General features: G+C 44.0%; 13 protein-coding genes. 12 read left to right on the plus strand and 1 reads right to left on the minus strand.

Annotated elements, in window-relative coordinates:
• Positions 1–5: 5 nt before the first annotated feature.
• The 5 genes from ACLCDV_RS09230 (at position 6) to ACLCDV_RS09250 (ending at position 6,618) form a co-directional block, all read left to right on the plus strand.
• Positions 6–1,838 (plus strand): RagB/SusD family nutrient uptake outer membrane protein, encoded by a 1,833-nt coding sequence (locus tag ACLCDV_RS09230; protein WP_294184570.1) that lies wholly within the window; start codon positions 6–8, stop codon positions 1,836–1,838.
• A 25-nt stretch (positions 1,839–1,863) separates the two neighbouring features.
• Complete coding sequence (locus ACLCDV_RS09235; protein WP_046676362.1) at positions 1,864–2,259, plus strand: hypothetical protein; 396 nt, start codon at positions 1,864–1,866, stop codon at positions 2,257–2,259.
• 8 nt (positions 2,260–2,267) lie between these two features.
• A complete protein-coding gene (locus ACLCDV_RS09240; protein WP_293955354.1) occupies positions 2,268–3,260 on the plus strand; it encodes a DUF4466 family protein in 993 nt (330 codons plus the stop codon).
• Between the two features lie 4 nt (positions 3,261–3,264).
• On the plus strand, positions 3,265–5,913 hold the full coding sequence (locus tag ACLCDV_RS09245) for a hypothetical protein (protein WP_411973494.1): 2,649 nt from the start codon (positions 3,265–3,267) through the stop codon (positions 5,911–5,913).
• A gap of 66 nt (positions 5,914–5,979) precedes the next feature.
• Positions 5,980–6,618, plus strand: a complete 639-nt coding sequence (locus ACLCDV_RS09250) for a GntR family transcriptional regulator (RefSeq protein WP_201670606.1) — start codon at positions 5,980–5,982, stop codon at positions 6,616–6,618.
• A gap of 33 nt (positions 6,619–6,651) precedes the next feature.
• Here the strand turns inward: ACLCDV_RS09250 and ACLCDV_RS09255 are convergent, their stop codons facing one another.
• Complete coding sequence (locus tag ACLCDV_RS09255; RefSeq protein WP_294349130.1) at positions 6,652–7,449, minus strand: SMP-30/gluconolactonase/LRE family protein; 798 nt, start codon at positions 7,447–7,449, stop codon at positions 6,652–6,654.
• Positions 7,450–7,609: 160 nt separating this feature from the next.
• On the opposite strand from ACLCDV_RS09255, the gene ACLCDV_RS09260 reads away from it, so the two are divergent.
• From ACLCDV_RS09260 to ACLCDV_RS09290, 7 genes are read left to right on the plus strand one after another with little or no spacing between them, the layout of a single operon-like run.
• Positions 7,610–8,932 (plus strand): aspartate aminotransferase family protein, encoded by a 1,323-nt coding sequence (locus tag ACLCDV_RS09260; RefSeq protein WP_075991900.1) that lies wholly within the window; start codon positions 7,610–7,612, stop codon positions 8,930–8,932.
• A 9-nt stretch (positions 8,933–8,941) separates the two neighbouring features.
• Entirely contained in the window at positions 8,942–10,120 is a 1,179-nt protein-coding gene (gene dgoD / locus ACLCDV_RS09265) for a galactonate dehydratase (RefSeq protein ID WP_075991901.1), read from the plus strand.
• A gap of 16 nt (positions 10,121–10,136) precedes the next feature.
• Positions 10,137–10,904 (plus strand): SDR family oxidoreductase, encoded by a 768-nt coding sequence (locus ACLCDV_RS09270; RefSeq protein ID WP_317667510.1) that lies wholly within the window; start codon positions 10,137–10,139, stop codon positions 10,902–10,904.
• A 3-nt stretch (positions 10,905–10,907) separates the two neighbouring features.
• Positions 10,908–12,299 (plus strand): hypothetical protein, encoded by a 1,392-nt coding sequence (locus tag ACLCDV_RS09275; RefSeq protein ID WP_411973495.1) that lies wholly within the window; start codon positions 10,908–10,910, stop codon positions 12,297–12,299.
• On the plus strand, positions 12,280–13,845 hold the full coding sequence (locus ACLCDV_RS09280) for an SLC5 family protein (RefSeq protein WP_411973496.1): 1,566 nt from the start codon (positions 12,280–12,282) through the stop codon (positions 13,843–13,845). The genes ACLCDV_RS09275 and ACLCDV_RS09280 overlap by 20 nt, the downstream gene beginning before the upstream one ends.
• 40 nt (positions 13,846–13,885) lie before the next feature.
• Entirely contained in the window at positions 13,886–15,097 is a 1,212-nt protein-coding gene (locus ACLCDV_RS09285; RefSeq protein WP_411973497.1) for a M20 metallopeptidase family protein, read from the plus strand.
• Positions 15,090–16,061, plus strand: a complete 972-nt coding sequence (locus ACLCDV_RS09290; protein ID WP_317667504.1) for a Gfo/Idh/MocA family oxidoreductase — start codon at positions 15,090–15,092, stop codon at positions 16,059–16,061. The genes ACLCDV_RS09285 and ACLCDV_RS09290 overlap by 8 nt, the downstream gene beginning before the upstream one ends.

Here is a 16,061-nt window from a genome sequence, read left to right on the forward strand (position 1 = left end):
AACTTATGAAATCGATATATAACATATTGTTTATTTCTTCTTTGCTGCTTCTTGGTTTGTCCGCATGTCGCAAAGATTTGTTGAATCAGAATCCAACAACAACGCCAAGCTCCGAAACGTTCTGGGTGGACGAAAATGACGCGCTTGCTGCGTTAATGGCGAACTATTCCATATTTAGGCCTTGTTTTGATCGCGACTATCATTTCGATGGACATGGAGATTTCCTTAAAATGTACAATACTGGTGCGGCGCCTATTTCATTAACGGTCAATAGTCCGATGAATTATGGCTCCGGTGCATCGGCAATGTATAGAGCATTGTATGGATCTATATTCAGTTCTAACTTTGTGATCGAAAATACCAATGCGCGTTTGTTGCCCGTAGCAAAAACTGATGCTGTAAAACAAACCCTGGAAACTATCGTGGCGGAGGCCAAGTTGTTGCGCGCCATTGCATACTTTAGATTGATTTCCCTATGGGGTGATGTGCCTTATTTTTATAAATCGGCACCAGCTCCCGCAGAGGCTGATACGGTGCGGAGAATGCCTATTGCACAGCTGAAAGATTCTATTATGGCTGATTTGAACTATGCGGTGGACAAATTGCCCAACAAGGGGTCTGCAATTGGTCGTGCCGGTAAGCCTGCTGCATTGGCCTTTCGTGGTAAGTTTCAATTGTATTGGGGTTCGTGGAAGAAAAACGGATGGCCTGAATTGGATGGATTTGTACAATCTGCTACAGAGGCTAAAACGGCATATACTGCGGCCGCTGCTGATTTTAAACGTGTAATCAATGATTTTGGCATCAAAATGTTTAGAAATGGTGATCCAGGTCAATGGGGTGAATTGGGGAAGGCTGATGTGCTCCCAAATTATTACTACATGTTTATACCTTCTACCGGCAACTTGAGCCAAGATGAGGAAATGGTCATGGTGCTTACCCATGGCGGTGTGGGAACAAAACAAAGTGAGGAATATCAGCGGGTATGGACGGGGCCATTGGTGTCTTTAGGACAGAATCAGGCGATTCCGCGCTATGAATTGGCCGATCGTTACCAATCTACCATTACAGGAGATTTCTTGCCAAAGATGGTTCAGTTAGATCCGGTGAAAAATCCTGCAGCACGTACTACGGCAAATTCAGCGGTGAACCCTGAGTCGTACCGTAACCGCGATTATCGCATGAAAGCGACTTTGTTGTGGGATTACGAATTGATTATGAGTATGAGCCCTACGGAGACCACAGGTTATATTCCCTTTATCTACAAAACTTGGGGAGCTGCGGTGACGGTTAACGGTGTCTCCTACAAAACTTCCTTTACCGATAATACCACAAATCTCTCGGGATTGCAATCGCGTAAATTTGTGCGCAATTATGGTGGTGTGGCACGTAGTGATGGAAATTACAATTGGCCTTTGATGCGCATTGCTGACGTATACCTGATGTATGCTGAAGCGACCAATGAGATTGGTGGTCCACAGGCGGACGCAATTGATTTGGTTAATAAGGTTAGGCGTCGTGGTAACCTACCTGCGCTTGCTGGAGCTAAAACCTCGTCTCGTGATGCATTTTTCGATGCCATAGAGCAGGAAAGAATTGTTGAGTTGTTTGGCGAAGGGCAGCGCGCATTTGACTTGAGGAGATGGCGTAAACTGGAAACAGTGTTTGGCAAACCTTATGGTGATGGAAAATGGTTCCAGGATAGTTTTGGAAATAATTGGGAACGCTTTTTCTTCAATGAGTCTGAATTGACTTATCAAAAGTGTTATATCTATCAAATTCCGGAAACAGAACGTTCGCGGAATCCGAATTTAACACAAAATATACCTTGGAAATAATATGGTAACACTTGACTGTAATAAAATGAAATATACATTATTTTTAATCGGTATGCTGTTCGTTAGCTTGTCCGGTTGTAAGGATGATTATCCAATGGATGAGGATGGTTTGTTAATCACGACCAGGTCGGAATGTTATGTCAGTAGTTTTGAACTGTTGGGCGCCGATTTTCAGACGGTACGTACAAAAGCTGCGTTGGTGGATACCGTTGAGCAAACCATAAAAGTGGAGGTGCTCTTTGGTACGGATTTGAAAAATCTATACCCACAATTTTCATTGGTCACCGATGCGGTGTTAGATCCTAAGATTTTAGGAAAACAAGATTTTTCCAATTTGGATACGCCACGTGAATGGACTGTCGTGTCTGGAAATAGAAAGGTTCGTAAGACGTATAAAGTTTATTTGACAGTACAAAAATAAGTAAGCTGATGAAAACAAATTATTTAAAAATAGGGCTGTTGTCCATCGGATTTGGGCTCTTGTTGTTCGGTTCCTGTAAAGAAGAGGCTTATGAAATTCCAACAGCAAAAGATGGTTTGCAAAACGATATTATTAAGCGCTCTTTAGGACCAAATGTGGTTGGGGCTACCATGGACTTTGCTTATGCTGCGGCGATTTTGCCGGATCAGGGGAAACTTACATCAATTTCTGTAGAAGCCAGTATTGCGGGCGATGAAGGTACTGTACTTGAAAACAAATCGTATTACACCAGTAGTACGGGGGCAGATGTGGGTGTTGTTGTTGGCGACCCTGCTACAGTAAATGGGAATAGCATGGAGGTGAAATTTACAAAAGATACCTCCGCTTCAACGCTGCGTTATAGCTACAAAATACCGGCAGCAGCAAAAGGTAAATCGGTTACTTTTACGTTCAGGGCGAGGTCCAGTAATGGGCAGGAAATTGCGTTGAAGACCGAAGCTTATGCGATTCGTAATATGGATATGGCTTTGGACTTGATCGGAAAAGACGGCGCGGCCTGCTTTTTTTCTGTGGCCGACCTAAAATGGTATACTGCTACCGAAGCGGCAGCAAACCCGGATAAGATTGATTTGGTCTATTTGTACCGGGCATTGCCAACGGTGACTTATGCACATTCTTTGGTTGCTCCCACGACGGATGCTGGCTATTTGCCGAGCTTCACCTTACCTGTAGGGTTGACAAATAAAACGAAAATTGTGAAGGCTTGGACGGTGCGCGACCAGCAACTGGCACGATTGCAATACAGTGTATTTGTGGACGATGTGGATTTGAAAGATAAATCGTTTGTTGATGCGCCAGATTTTGCGATTAATCTAAAAGCTGAATCCGGGATATGGGTACAAACGGCTGATGGCAAATACAATGCTTATGTATATGTAAATAGCGTCAATAATACCACGAAAGAAATGAAGATCAGTGTAAAAAGGCTGCAAGTAAAATAAGGATATGGGTGTAAGGATATGGCTAAAAGTTAAAGGTACTATGCTGGGGGTCGCTTTTATAGCGATCCTTGGAACCTCCTATGGACAACAGGCAAAGGTTACTTCAATAAAAGGAAATGGACAGCGCCTACGGGTGCAGGTGGATGTTCCGACAGCAGGTGTCTATACCTTGGTTTCTGAAGGTGAGGTTACCGATTTGGATAAAATTAAGGCTGCAGATAAAACAGGTATGATGACGCTGTACGCGAGTATTGATGTTCGCGCTGCACGATCGACCAAAAGAATTGTATTTGATAGTTTTAAAGGTGCGAAGCAAGATCTTGGTAAATTTTATTTTGAGAAAGGGAAGCAGACGGTGGGCATGCGATTGCCCGCTTATTTTAAGATGAAAGCTGTTTCGATTAATGCCTTTGTGCCTCCGGTTGCACCAGCTGCAGCAGAAAACTATAAACCAAAGATTGTTCCGCCCGCAGGTCACCCGAGACTATGGGTTAACAACGAGTCTTTGCCCGTCGTTAAAGGGCGGTTGGAAGAAGCGGAGCATCTGGAAGCTTGGGGGAAAGTGAAAACACTTGCGCAACAACATGTTCAATTTGTTTTTGATTCGAATAAGGAAATGTTTTACGATGAAAAGCTCGAACGTGCTATTGAATCAAAAGCGTTTTATTACCTCATGTCCGGTGACGAAAAAATAGGCAGGGAAGCGGTCAGGCTGGCCGATCAATACTTGACGATGTTGGAGTTCGGGAATGTTTCCTATGGTGATATTACACGCGAGTTGGGACGTGCAATTTATACGGGTGCACTGGTGTATGACTGGTGCTACGCATTATTGGATGTGCACGTTAAGACCAGTCTGCATAAAAATATGATGCGTCTGGCGCAAGATATGGAAATTGGCTGGCCTCCCTTTTTTGGTATCGAAAGTATTATCAATGGGCATGGGAATGAGGCGCAGGTGTCGCGCGATCTGCTGGCAATGAGTATTGCTTTATATGACGAGGATCCGGTACCTTACAAGTATACTTCGTATTCTATTTTGGAAGAGTTGGTGCCCATGCGCAAGTTTGAGTATCAGTCTCCGCGCCATAATCAAGGTGTTGATTACGGTGGCTATCGTTTTGGGTGGGAAATGCATGGAGCCTGGTTGTATTATCGCATGCTCGGTTATCCGGTTTTTGACGATAATATCAAGAATATGCCCTATTATTGGCTGTATATGCGTACTCCTGACGGAAAAATGTTACGCGACGGCGATATGTTCAATGTAAAGTACAACAGCAGTGCTGATTTTTATTGGAAAAATCCACAGACCATGCTGCTTTGTTATGCCTATTCAGGCAATCCGGTAATTAAGGCTGAGTTTGTCAAACAGGGCGGTTTGCCCGACAATCCAATCTTGTTTCTCCTCTTGGATGATCCAAAATTGAAGCCTGATTTTGATCGCAAGAAAATGCCGTTGACGAAAGATTTTGGACCTATTTTAGGGGCTATGGTAGCCCGGACAGGCTGGAGCGAAGAGAACGGAAGTTCCGATGTGGTTGCAGAAATTAAGGGTGGCGGTTATCATTTCGGCAATCATCAGCATGCCGATGCAGGTGCACTGCAGATTTATCACCATGGTATTCAGGTTGGTGATCTTGGTCTGTATCTTTCGTATGGTTCCCCTTATGATTTTAACTTTAATAAACGGTCGGTTGCACACAGTATGCTGTTGGTGCGTGATCCTGCGGAACCGCTTTTATTCAGGACCAAAACAAACGATGGTGGGACTCGGTTTAGCCAGCGTTTTCCGCGCACGGTTGACGAGGTGTTAAATGATTCCTGGTACCATACGGGAGAGATCAGGGCATCCGCATTTGGTATCGATCCCATTCAGCCGAGCTATAGCTATTTCAATATGGATCTAACGGCGGCATATACGGCTAAAGTAAAATCCTATGCAAAAAGTTTCCTGTTTTTGAATTTGAAGAGAAAGGATGTGCCTGCTGTCATTGTCTTATTGGATGAGCTTAAGACCAATGATAAGAAATTCGAACCCTATTGGCAGATCAATACGCTTGAAAAGCCGGTACGAAGTGAAACAGGTTTTGTGTTAACTAGTAAATTTAAAAACGCAGCCGGTTCTACTTATGTTGATTTGCTGAAGCCACAGTTAACAGAGTGTGCAGTGAAATTGTATTCGGGTGATTCGACTGCTTTTGTTTTTGGTGATCTTTATCAGGTCAAGTCTCCTTGGCCGGAGGCTAGGGGAACACGGATTATGGTTTCACCCAAGCAGGAAAGTGATCAGGCCAGTTACGCTTCGGTTTTTCAGATGACAGAGAGTGGCTCTTCAAAATTACCGGTGTATTCGGAGGAAAAAGCGAATTATTACCTCATAAGAGTGGCTGATCGTCTACTGGTGGTGGCCAAACCAAATCAATATCTTGATGAGCCCATTGAATTTGTGGTGCCGGGAGATCAACAGTATGAAGTTGTTGTGGTTGGTTTGAAAGATGGTTTCTGGAATATGAAAAGTTCATTAAAAAATAGTAGCTTTAATATAAATGTCCTGAAAGGAAATCATACCACCAGTTGGAAATCTAAAGCCGAAACTATTTATTTGTCGCCGGGAAGGCCGTATGAAGCCCAAGAGGGAACGATTAATTAAAGAATACATTGTTTAAATTTTTTTAATGATTTTGTATTCTTATTTTTGCATAAAATTGTATACAATATGAAAGAGGATTCGCTTGCCTATAAAGTTTATTTAGAAGTACGTAAGAAAATTTTGTCCAGTCAGCTGGCTGGCGGGGCAAGATTGGTGGAGAGTGCTTGGGCGGATAAGATGGCGGTGAGTAGAGTTGCTGTTCGTGAGGCTTTTATGCGTTTAGCAGGGGAGAGTCTGGTTGAGTTTGGTGAAAAAGGTGGCTGTTTTGTGAAGAAAATGACGGTCGAAGATGTGAAGGATATTCGTGAGCTGCGTGAGCTGTTGGAGATAGGTGCATTAAAGATTCTGTTTTCAAAGAAAAGTAAAGAGCTTATCGAAGATTTGGAACTGATCTGCAACGATTTTTCTGACATGGTCAGTAAAGGTTATTATGGGGGGGCTTGCGAGGCGGATGTTCGTTTTCATGAGCGGATTATTGAGGGAACTTGCAATTCAAGGTTGATTGCTATTTACAAGAATAGTAACATCCCCTTATTCCATATGAAGCTTGGGGCTATTATGGGGCAGATGGAAGATTATCTGGATACGGAGAAGGAGCATCGAGCTATTGTTGATGCGCTGAAAGCGGATGACTGGAATAAAGCTTATACCACTTTGGTTCATCATTTGGATCGGGGTGAGCAAGAAGCCTTGGAACTGGTTTAATATTTTTTTGGATTTTTATAATGGGTCTATTGTTTACAATAGACCCTTTTTTGTGCTGTCCCACTGCAACAATTGTCCTTTTTCAGCTTCTGTAATCATAAGTCCCTGAATGCCTTTTGGGTCTAAAGCACAATTTGTTGGATTCTTCCCCGGCGTAGGTATTTTCTCGGTCGTCTTGTTTTTGGTATCAATGCATAGGATATGTTGCGATCCATAAATCGCTGCAAAAAGATAATTGTCCTGCGTGAGAGCTATGCCGTCCGGACCGATACTACCGCCTGTTTCTATGAATTTTTCGATGTTTTCCACCTGTTGTGTCAAGCTGTTCCAGTGCATTTTCCAGAGCCATTTTGTGCCTGTTTCAGCGACAAAAAGTGTGCAGTTGTCTGCTGCAAAGGCCAATCCGTTTGGGTAAAAAAGGCCTGTGTGGATCTTCGTAAGTGCACCATGTTTATGTAGACAGCAGATGTAACCTGTGCCATCTTCGAGGTCACTTCCCGGACAGGAGAATAGTAGGTTCCCTTCGGTATCAAAACATAAGTCGTTGGGCATTTTTAATGGCTTTCCTGCGATTTCCCTGACTATTGTCGTCGTGGTTTTGTCGAAGGGATCATAGCAACGGATGCTGTTTTGTTGTGAGTCGCAAAACCATATTATCCCGTTTTTATCGATTGCAATTCCGTTGGGATGTCCATTCACAGCTATTCTGCTATACTGATTGTCTTTGTAATAGATCAAGTTTCCTGCTTCTTTCTCCACAAGCCATATACCACCCTCCCGGTCGAAAGCGGGGCCTTCTGGAAAAAGAAGTCCTTCAATGAGAATATTCATTTTTAAAAATTTTAAAATTTATTTTAAATGTATACAAAAATATTGTAATTTGGTATACATAAAATAAGGTGTATTAAAATACAAATTATTGATGACTGCAACATGTGTGGCGGTGATCGTCCAATTATAACAATAACAAATAGCAAAACTTTTAATAGGCATGCAAGAAAATGAAAAATCAGCCGCGATACTGCGGGAGAATGCAAGATGGATACCTGGTGGAGTGGTATCGTTAAATCGGAAGTCAGATCCGAATATCTGCTTCGTCAAAGGGAATGGTAGTTTGGTCGAAGATATTGACGGGAACAGCTACATCGATTATCAGGCTGGATTTGCAGCATCCTTTTTGGGGCATAATGATCCTGATGTGAACGCCGCAGTGTTACAGACATTGCAGGAGCAGCAGGTATTGATGGGGGCTGGGCCAACGTTACTGGAAGGTGAGTTTGCGGAGCTTTTTTGTCAGTCTGTTCCGTCGGTAGAGAGTGTGCAGATTACAACTACAGGATCGGAAGCGACTTACCATGCGATCCGTATTGCCCGTGCAGTAACAGGGCGTGATCATGTGATTGTTATGCAGGGGGGCTACAATGGCTGGCATAACGATGTGGCCTGCAATGTGATCAGTCAACGTGCAGATGTTGGCTCATATCAAAGTCCGGGAGAATATCCATTCGATTCATTAAGTGCTGGCGTTCCCAAAAATCACAGCGATTTAGTCCACATTGTCAACTATAACGATTTGGAAAGTGTGCTGTATGTGGTTCAAAAATATGATGTTGCCTGTATTTTGTTGGAGCCTATTCTTCAGAATATCGGTATTGTAAAGCCAAAGGAAGGTTACCTGGAAGGCTTACGCAAGATGGCGGACGAGCATGGGTTTCTGTTGATCTTTGATGAAGTGAAAACTGGATTTAGACATGCGCTGGGGGGCTATCAGTCGATCTGTGGTATTCAGCCGGATCTTTCAACTTTCGGAAAGGCGGTTGCAAACGGCTACCCATTGGGTGTTATTGCAGGAAAGAAAAAATACATGGATTACTTTGTAGATCCTGATAAGTCGAAGCGGGTGATGATTGCCGGTACTTTTAATGCTTTTCCTTTAACGACTGCCGCGGCAATTGCAACATTGAAAAAATTAGGCAGCTCGGAGCATCGAGTTTATGAGCACGTAGAAGCACTTGGTGCGCGTTTGGAACAGGGATATAACGAAATATTTCCTAAATTAGGCGTACCATTTTATGTCGCACGTCAAGGATCTGCCTTCTGTACATATTTTATGGACCATGCGCCAGTCAATTTTCATGATATTTTGGATAACCACAACTTTGAACTGGATACCCAATATCGTAAAAAGCTTATTAAAGAAGGGATTTTCAATTTCCCGGCACCAATTAAACAAGGCAGTATCTCCTTTGCGCATACGGAGGATGATATTGATCGGACTTTAGAAGCAACTGAACGCGTAATAAAAAGTTTGTAAACCCTAACTATGAAAATAACCGCTATTGAAACCTTTGTGTGCCATGCGCGCATGCGAAATTGGATTTTTGTCAAAATTATTACCGATCAGCCCGGACTTTGGGGCTGGGGCGAAGCCACCTTGGAATGGCATACGCAAAGTGTGGTCGGAGCAATCAAAGATATTTCTCAATTGTTGATCGGTGAAGATCCGCGTCGTATTGAATACCTGTGGCAGATGATGTATAGACAACACTTCTGGCATGGAAACGGGATCGTTCGTGGCACGGCCATCAGTGGTATTGACATCGCCTTATGGGATATTCTAGGTAAAATTCACAATGTCCCTTGTCACGAGCTGTGGGGAGGCCGTGTGCGTGATTATATCCGTTTGTATTGTCATTTAGGTGGAGGTCGCATGGAGGATTTTTATGAGACTGCTCCGGATGATGCCAAGCGGTTTGGTGATCTTGCGCTGAAAGCTGTTGATGAGGGTTTTACCGCTTTTAAATCGATGGCTGTCCCAGAGACCATGTCGTTGGAAGGTCTCCGTCCAATTAAATATGCTGAAGCTTGTGTGAAGGCCATGCGTGACGCTGTTGGCGACGATATTGATATTATGGTGGATTGCCATGCGCGGCCAAGCCCACGTATGGGGATGCAATTTGCGAAAGCATTGGAGCCATATGGCCTGTATTTCTTTGAAGAGCCATGTTGGCCAGAAACCATGGAAGATATTGCCTTGATTCAACGGGCAGTGACGACACCTATTGCTTCAGGCGAACGTTTGATCGGAGTGCATGCATTTCGGGATATGCTCGAGAAGCGGGCAGTGAGTGTGATTCAACCTGATATTACCCATTGTGGCGGTCTCTCTGAAGCGCGTAAGATCGCAGCTTTGGCTGATGCTTACCGTGTATCTATGGCGCCACATAACCCGCAGGGACCTGTGAGTACGGCCGCCTCCATTGAGCTGGGATTTGCAACACCATCCTATATTATTTGCGAAAGTGTGCATAAGGACGTTGAATGGCGCCAGGACGTGGTTACCGAAGGGTTTACAGTTCAAGAGAAAGGGCGGATTGTTCTGCCGAATAAGCGCGCCGGTTTGGGTATTGAAATCAATGAAGAAGAGGTAAAGAAGCATCCTTTTCAACAGGAAATATTGCAGCGAACCTTCTATAAAGACGGTAGTGTAGGGGATTGGTAGTCTAAAAATAGCGATAATGGAGGAATATAAGAATAAAGTCGTATTGATCAGTGGGGGACTTGGTGATATCGGAAGGGCTATGGCTGAAGCATTTTTGACCCAGCAGGCAATTGTATGCATCTCGGATCGGTTTGAACCACAGGCGGCGAGAGCGCAGTGGCCCTTGTTGGATGATGCTGGAGCACGTTTGTTTTATGATCAGGTCGATGTTGCAGACGCCAGGCAGGTGGACGCCTGGGTGAAACGCATAAGGCAGGAGTTGGGTGCAATATCCATCTGTATCGCGAATGCCGCATGTGTCACTATTAAAGATTTCAGCACGTTAAGCAACGAGGAATGGAAGAATGAAATGGCCGTTAATCTCGACGGTTCATTCTTCCTGGCGAATGCCTGTGCGAAGTCATTTGTGGAGACTGAGCTTGCGGGCTCGATCATTTTTATGGGTAGCTGGGCTGCACATGCCGTACATCAAAATTTACCGGCCTATAGTGTCTCTAAGGCGGGCCTGCGGATGCTTTGCCAGGCCATGGCTCTTGAATATGCAGCATACGGAATTCGTGTCAACGAGATTGCACCAGGTTATGTCAATGCCGGGTTGAGCAAAGTGGTTTGGTCATCAAACGCCGAACTTCAAATGAAAGCAAAGGCTGTGGTGCCACTTGGTCAGATTATAGAAGCCGAAGAGGTTGCTAAACAGGTGCTATGGATCTGTTCGGACAATTGTAAACATATGACTGGTACCGCAATTGTAATGGATGGTGGACTGTCTTTGATTAGACCTTAGTGTATGAAACAGAAAGACCTCTTGAAAGAAACGACGGGTAGTCTGTACGGACGATTTGGACTTAGCCAATGTGATATTACTCCTCCGATCGGCATCTATTCCCGTAATTGGGGGGCGGCTGCATTTGACCGGGCAACGGCTGTTCATCAGCCTTTGATGATGCATTGTCTATATATGCAATCCTGCGATGGCTTGCCTGCAATTCTGTTGACCGCTGATTTAGGCTGGTGGAAAAATGCCGCTGATGAACAAAATTTACGATTAGCATTGCTCAGTCATTTCAATCTGGCTGAATCGCAGCTGATTTTTGCGCTATCGCATACTCATGCGGGGCCTAGTATCTGTTCGACAGATGCAGCGCAACCTGGAGGTGAACTGATTTTGCCGTACCTTGAATTCCTCAAACAACAGGCGATATCTTGTGTTGAAATGGCACAAAATGGGCTATTTAAGGGAAGTTTAACCTGGAACTATGGTGTATGCGATTTGGCCAGCAACCGCGATCTCGAAGTAGATTCTCATTATCTGATTGGTTACAATCCATTGAAAGCAGCAGATACAACCTTGTTGGTCGGACGGCTGTATGATGAAACTGAAAGCTTGAAAGCGGTTATTTGTAATTATGCCTGCCACCCAACCAGCTTTGCTCACGAGAATGATCTGCTCTCGCCTGATTTTGTGGGCGAAATGCGAAATACTGTAGAGCGTTCGTTATCCGTGCCTTGTCTTTTTTTACAGGGCGCATCAGGTGATTTAGCTCCAAGGAGACAGTATGTAAAGGATCCAGCACTGGTCGAAGCTAACGGAAAGCAGTTGGGTTATGCTGTTCTCGCGACGCTGGCCCAGGAACAGCATAGTCATAAAAATTGGGTTTTTAAGGAATCCTTGATTTCGGGGGCTCCACTGGCCTGTTGGGGATTTCGGGAACAGACCGCTCCAATCGATTTTAAGCAAAGGGTATTAGCTGTTAAAGTGCCTTACAAAAAACTGCCTAGTCCCGAAGCAATTTTGAGTGAATACGAACGCTGTACGGATCGTGTTATGAAAGATCGCCTTTGGCGGAAATATAATACCCGTAAATCCATTGGAGATCAACAGGAAGCTATTATTCCGGTGTGGATCTGGAAAATGGGCGATGCCGTGTTGGTGGCGCAGGCCAACGAAGCCTATTCCTGTTATCAAATCGAAGTGAGAACCCAATTTCCAGATCATACGATCGTTTTTATCAATATCGCGAATGGCTATGTGGGGTATCTCGCACCGAAGGAGCTTTATGATAAGGATATTTATGCTGTGTGGCAAAGCCCCTATGCCAGCGGCGGTCTTGAAATACTTATTGAACAAACTAAATTAGGAATTCAAACATTATTGACCGATGAAACTCGATTGGATTGATGTCGTTATTTTTGCCGTATATATTATTGGTATAGTGGTATTGGGCTTATATGCTTCGAAAAAAAACTCCGCCTCGAAGCGGGATTATTTTCTTGCGGGTGATAAGCTGCCCTGGTGGATGATCGGCGGAAGTATCATCGCGGCAAATATCAGCAGCCATCATCTCGTTGGCGCCATGGGGGCTGCTTATAGTCGCGGTTTTGTGGCGATCACCCTGGAATGGGGAGCGATTCTTATCGGTTTTAATGCATTGTTATGGATATTTCTCCCTTTTTATATCCGTAACGGTTTCTATACGATTCCTGAGTACCTCGAAAAAAGATACGGCAACGCTACCCGCGTGTTGTACGCTATTTTGATCCTGTTTACCTATGTTTTTGTGGAGATTGGCGCCGTTCTTTATTTGGGCGGTCTGTCGCTGCACGCTTTATTCGGCATTCCTATTTTATACAGTATTTTTGGAATGGCAATTTTGACCGGTTTATATACCGTTTTAGGCGGCCTAAAAGCGGTGATATGGACGGAGATGGTACAGCTTGTCATTTTGGTGCTGGGCGGAATAGTATTAACTTTTGCCACCATCGATGCAGCAGGAGGTTTTCAGTCTGTGGTAGAATCCTCCAAGGATTGGAAAATGTTTTATCCCGCATCTGATCCTGACTTTCCCTGGACCATGTATTTAGGTGGACTGTTGTGTATCAGCGTGTTTTATTGTGCTACGAACCAATTTATTGTGCAGCGCGTATTGGCGGCAAAAAATGAATGGCATGGGCGCATGGGGGTCATCTTTGGTGACTATCTTAAATTTTTGGTTCCCTTGATTATTACTATTCCGGCATTGGTGGCTCCAAAATTCCTACCGCATCTCGATCAGCCCGATTTACTGTTTGCGACACTCGTTGAAACCTTATTGCCCAAAGGTCTGGTTGGCTTGGTGATGGCAGGGTTAATTTCGGCCATCATGTCCCATATTTCAGGAGCGATCAATTCCTGTACAACCATTCTGACCGTCGATATCTACAGCCAGTATATTAATAAAAATGCAAGTGACTACGAAGCAGTCCGTTTTGGTAAGCGCGCCGGAGTCGCTATTATCGTGCTCGGAATCATAAGTGCGGTTGTACTGATCAGTTATTCGGATAAACCAGTTTTCCTTTATTTGATGAATCTATACGGTCTTTTTACGCCAGGCATTGCAACAATGTTTTTAATGGGGGTTTTTTGGAGAAGAACCACATCGCAGGGTGCTTTGACAGCAGGTTTACTGACAATTCCGCTTTCTTTACTTTTGGAATACGCCTTACCTGAAATGCCGTTTTTTAATAGGACAGGTATTGTATTCTGGACTTGTATGATTGCTTGCGCAGTAGTCAGTTTGTTGACACCTGCGGTCTCAGAAGCAAGGTTAAAAAATCTTGTGTTGACCGGCGATTCTTTTCAGGTACCGGTTCAGGATAAAGCCGCTTACCGTGGATTTCGAAATCCGACGGTATGGTGGATAATTATAACGGTATTGGTGCTCTATTTTTATGTACGTTATTTTTAGCTTAACTTGTTGAAGTGTTAAACTTTTAAAACTTATCCAGATGATCGAGCCAATACTGAAAGAATTAAATACCAAGATAGAGACCATTTTTCCGAAAATCGTTGCAATACGCCGACATATCCATCAGCATCCTGAATTGTCCTTTCAAGAATACGAGACAAGCGCCTATATTCAGCAACAACTCGGGGAATTGGGTATACCATTTGAGATTGTCGCTCAAACAGGTGTTGTAGCTGTGCTAACCGGTCAAAAATCGGCGAGTGATGATATTGTGGTATTACGGGCAGATATTGATGCTTTACCGATAGACGAGCAAAATGATGTGGGATATAAATCGAAGAATAGTGGTGTCATGCATGCTTGTGGCCATGATTTTCATACGGCTAATCTATTGGGGGCGGCGTCCATATTAAATGATTATAAAACGGAGTTTTCCGGTAAAATTGTTCTGCTATTTCAGCCTGCTGAGGAAAAGATTCCTGGCGGAGCGATTCAGGTTTTGGAATCCGGGATTCTGGAATCTTTTGGTGGAACGATTAAAGCTGTGCTGGGTTTACATGTAAGTCCCCGTGTTTCTGTAGGAAAAGTCGGTTTACGTTCCGGGCGATTTATGGCCTCGAGCGACGAGTTCTATTTCACCATTAAGGGACGTGGTGGCCATGCTGCGGAGCCACATCGGGCTGTTGATCCCATTATGATCGGCGCGCAGTTACTCACCACATTACAGCAAGTTGTCAGTCGGAAAGCCAACCCTGATGTACCGTCTGTATTGACCTTTGGTCGTTTTATTGGAGATGGTGCTGCCAATGTTATTCCCGAGGAAGTTAAATTAGCCGGAACATTTCGTACAATGGATGAGGTGTGGCGCAAGGAGGCGCTGGAAATGGTTGCTGAAATAGCGGCAACGCTTCCTGTATCGCTTGGTGCAAAGGTAGAAGTTGAAGTCCGGCATGGTTATCCCGCGCTTTATAATGATCCCGCGTTAACGCAAAAAGTCAAAACAATTATTGCGGAGACGATGGGGAATAGTGTGCCACAAGATCTCGAAATCTGGATGGCAGCCGAGGATTTTGCTTATTATTCTTATCGTTATCCCGCGCTGTTTATGTTGATAGGTACAAATAATGACGATTCTACCATACAATATGGTCTTCATAATCCACAGTTCAATCTGGATGAAAAGGCTTTCGAAACATCAATCGCTGTTTTAGTCAATGCAGCTATTTCCCTTTTGAATGAATCAAATGAATAGAAAAAAATTCTTGATGTCCTCCTTTGCATTTGGATTATCCTATGCCGTTAATGCGAATAATAAGGTGTTCTCTGGGCATGATAACGTAAAAAAGATAGGGATCATTGGGCTAGACATTACACACGCTGTTGCTTTTACAAGAGCGATTAATACGGCTGCTAGCAACCATCCCTACGGAAAATACAGGGTTGTTGCGGCTTATCCCTACGGAAGCAAAACAATTCCCTTAAGTATTGAGCGTATTCCGAAAATTACAGCTGAAGTGCAACAGCTCGGTGTTTCGATTGTATCAAGTATTGCCGAGCTATTGAAAAAAGTAGACTATGTGTTTTTGGAGACAAATGATGGAAATCTTCATCTGGAGCAGGCACTTCAAGTAATCAAAGCTAAAAAACCTTTATTTATCGATAAACCAATAGCGAATTCCTATAGGGACGCTTTCCAAATTTTTCAGGCGGCAAAAAACTACGGTTGCCCTGTTTTTTCATCAAGCTCCTTGCGTTATATTACCGGACTTCAGGAGTTGGATAGGACTAAGGTAATAGGCGCAGATGTCTATTGTCCGGCAGTAACGGAGCCTTCGCATAAGGATCTGTATTGGTATGGTATCCATGGGGTCGAAATGTTATTTGCATTGATGGGACCGGGATGCCGCTCGGTAAAAACGATTCAGGAACAAGGTACCTCGTTTTATGTTGGGGAGTGGGCGGATGGAAGAATTGCCTCACTTCGGGGCATTCGCGAGGGAAAGGATGATTTTGGCGGAACGGTTTTTTTGAAAGATCAGATTGTCCATTTGGGACAATTTATGGGATACGGCCCATTGTTGGATAAGATCCTTCCGTTTTTCGAAACAGGTGTAAGTCCGGTTGACGAAAAGGAAACCCTGGCAATATGCGCATTTATAGATGCAGCCGAAGAAAGTAAATTAAATGGCGGAAATGTTGTTCAACTTCAAAAATAG

Origin of the sequence: Sphingobacterium sp. Lzh-3 (assembly GCF_046764375.1) — a bacterium.
GTDB lineage: Bacteria > Bacteroidota > Bacteroidia > Sphingobacteriales > Sphingobacteriaceae > Sphingobacterium.

Coding starts and splice junctions, on each gene's coding strand:
- ACLCDV_RS09230 (WP_294184570.1), top strand. CDS start 6: ATGAAATCGATATATAACATATTGTTTATTTCTTCTTTGCTGCTTCTT.
- ACLCDV_RS09235 (WP_046676362.1), top strand. CDS start 1,864: ATGAAATATACATTATTTTTAATCGGTATGCTGTTCGTTAGCTTGTCC.
- ACLCDV_RS09240 (WP_293955354.1), top strand. CDS start 2,268: ATGAAAACAAATTATTTAAAAATAGGGCTGTTGTCCATCGGATTTGGG.
- ACLCDV_RS09245 (WP_411973494.1), top strand. CDS start 3,265: ATGGGTGTAAGGATATGGCTAAAAGTTAAAGGTACTATGCTGGGGGTC.
- ACLCDV_RS09250 (WP_201670606.1), top strand. CDS start 5,980: ATGAAAGAGGATTCGCTTGCCTATAAAGTTTATTTAGAAGTACGTAAG.
- ACLCDV_RS09255 (WP_294349130.1), bottom strand. CDS start 7,449: ATGAATATTCTCATTGAAGGACTTCTTTTTCCAGAAGGCCCCGCTTTC.
- ACLCDV_RS09260 (WP_075991900.1), top strand. CDS start 7,610: ATGCAAGAAAATGAAAAATCAGCCGCGATACTGCGGGAGAATGCAAGA.
- dgoD (WP_075991901.1), top strand. CDS start 8,942: ATGAAAATAACCGCTATTGAAACCTTTGTGTGCCATGCGCGCATGCGA.
- ACLCDV_RS09270 (WP_317667510.1), top strand. CDS start 10,137: ATGGAGGAATATAAGAATAAAGTCGTATTGATCAGTGGGGGACTTGGT.
- ACLCDV_RS09275 (WP_411973495.1), top strand. CDS start 10,908: ATGAAACAGAAAGACCTCTTGAAAGAAACGACGGGTAGTCTGTACGGA.
- ACLCDV_RS09280 (WP_411973496.1), top strand. CDS start 12,280: ATGAAACTCGATTGGATTGATGTCGTTATTTTTGCCGTATATATTATT.
- ACLCDV_RS09285 (WP_411973497.1), top strand. CDS start 13,886: ATGATCGAGCCAATACTGAAAGAATTAAATACCAAGATAGAGACCATT.
- ACLCDV_RS09290 (WP_317667504.1), top strand. CDS start 15,090: ATGAATAGAAAAAAATTCTTGATGTCCTCCTTTGCATTTGGATTATCC.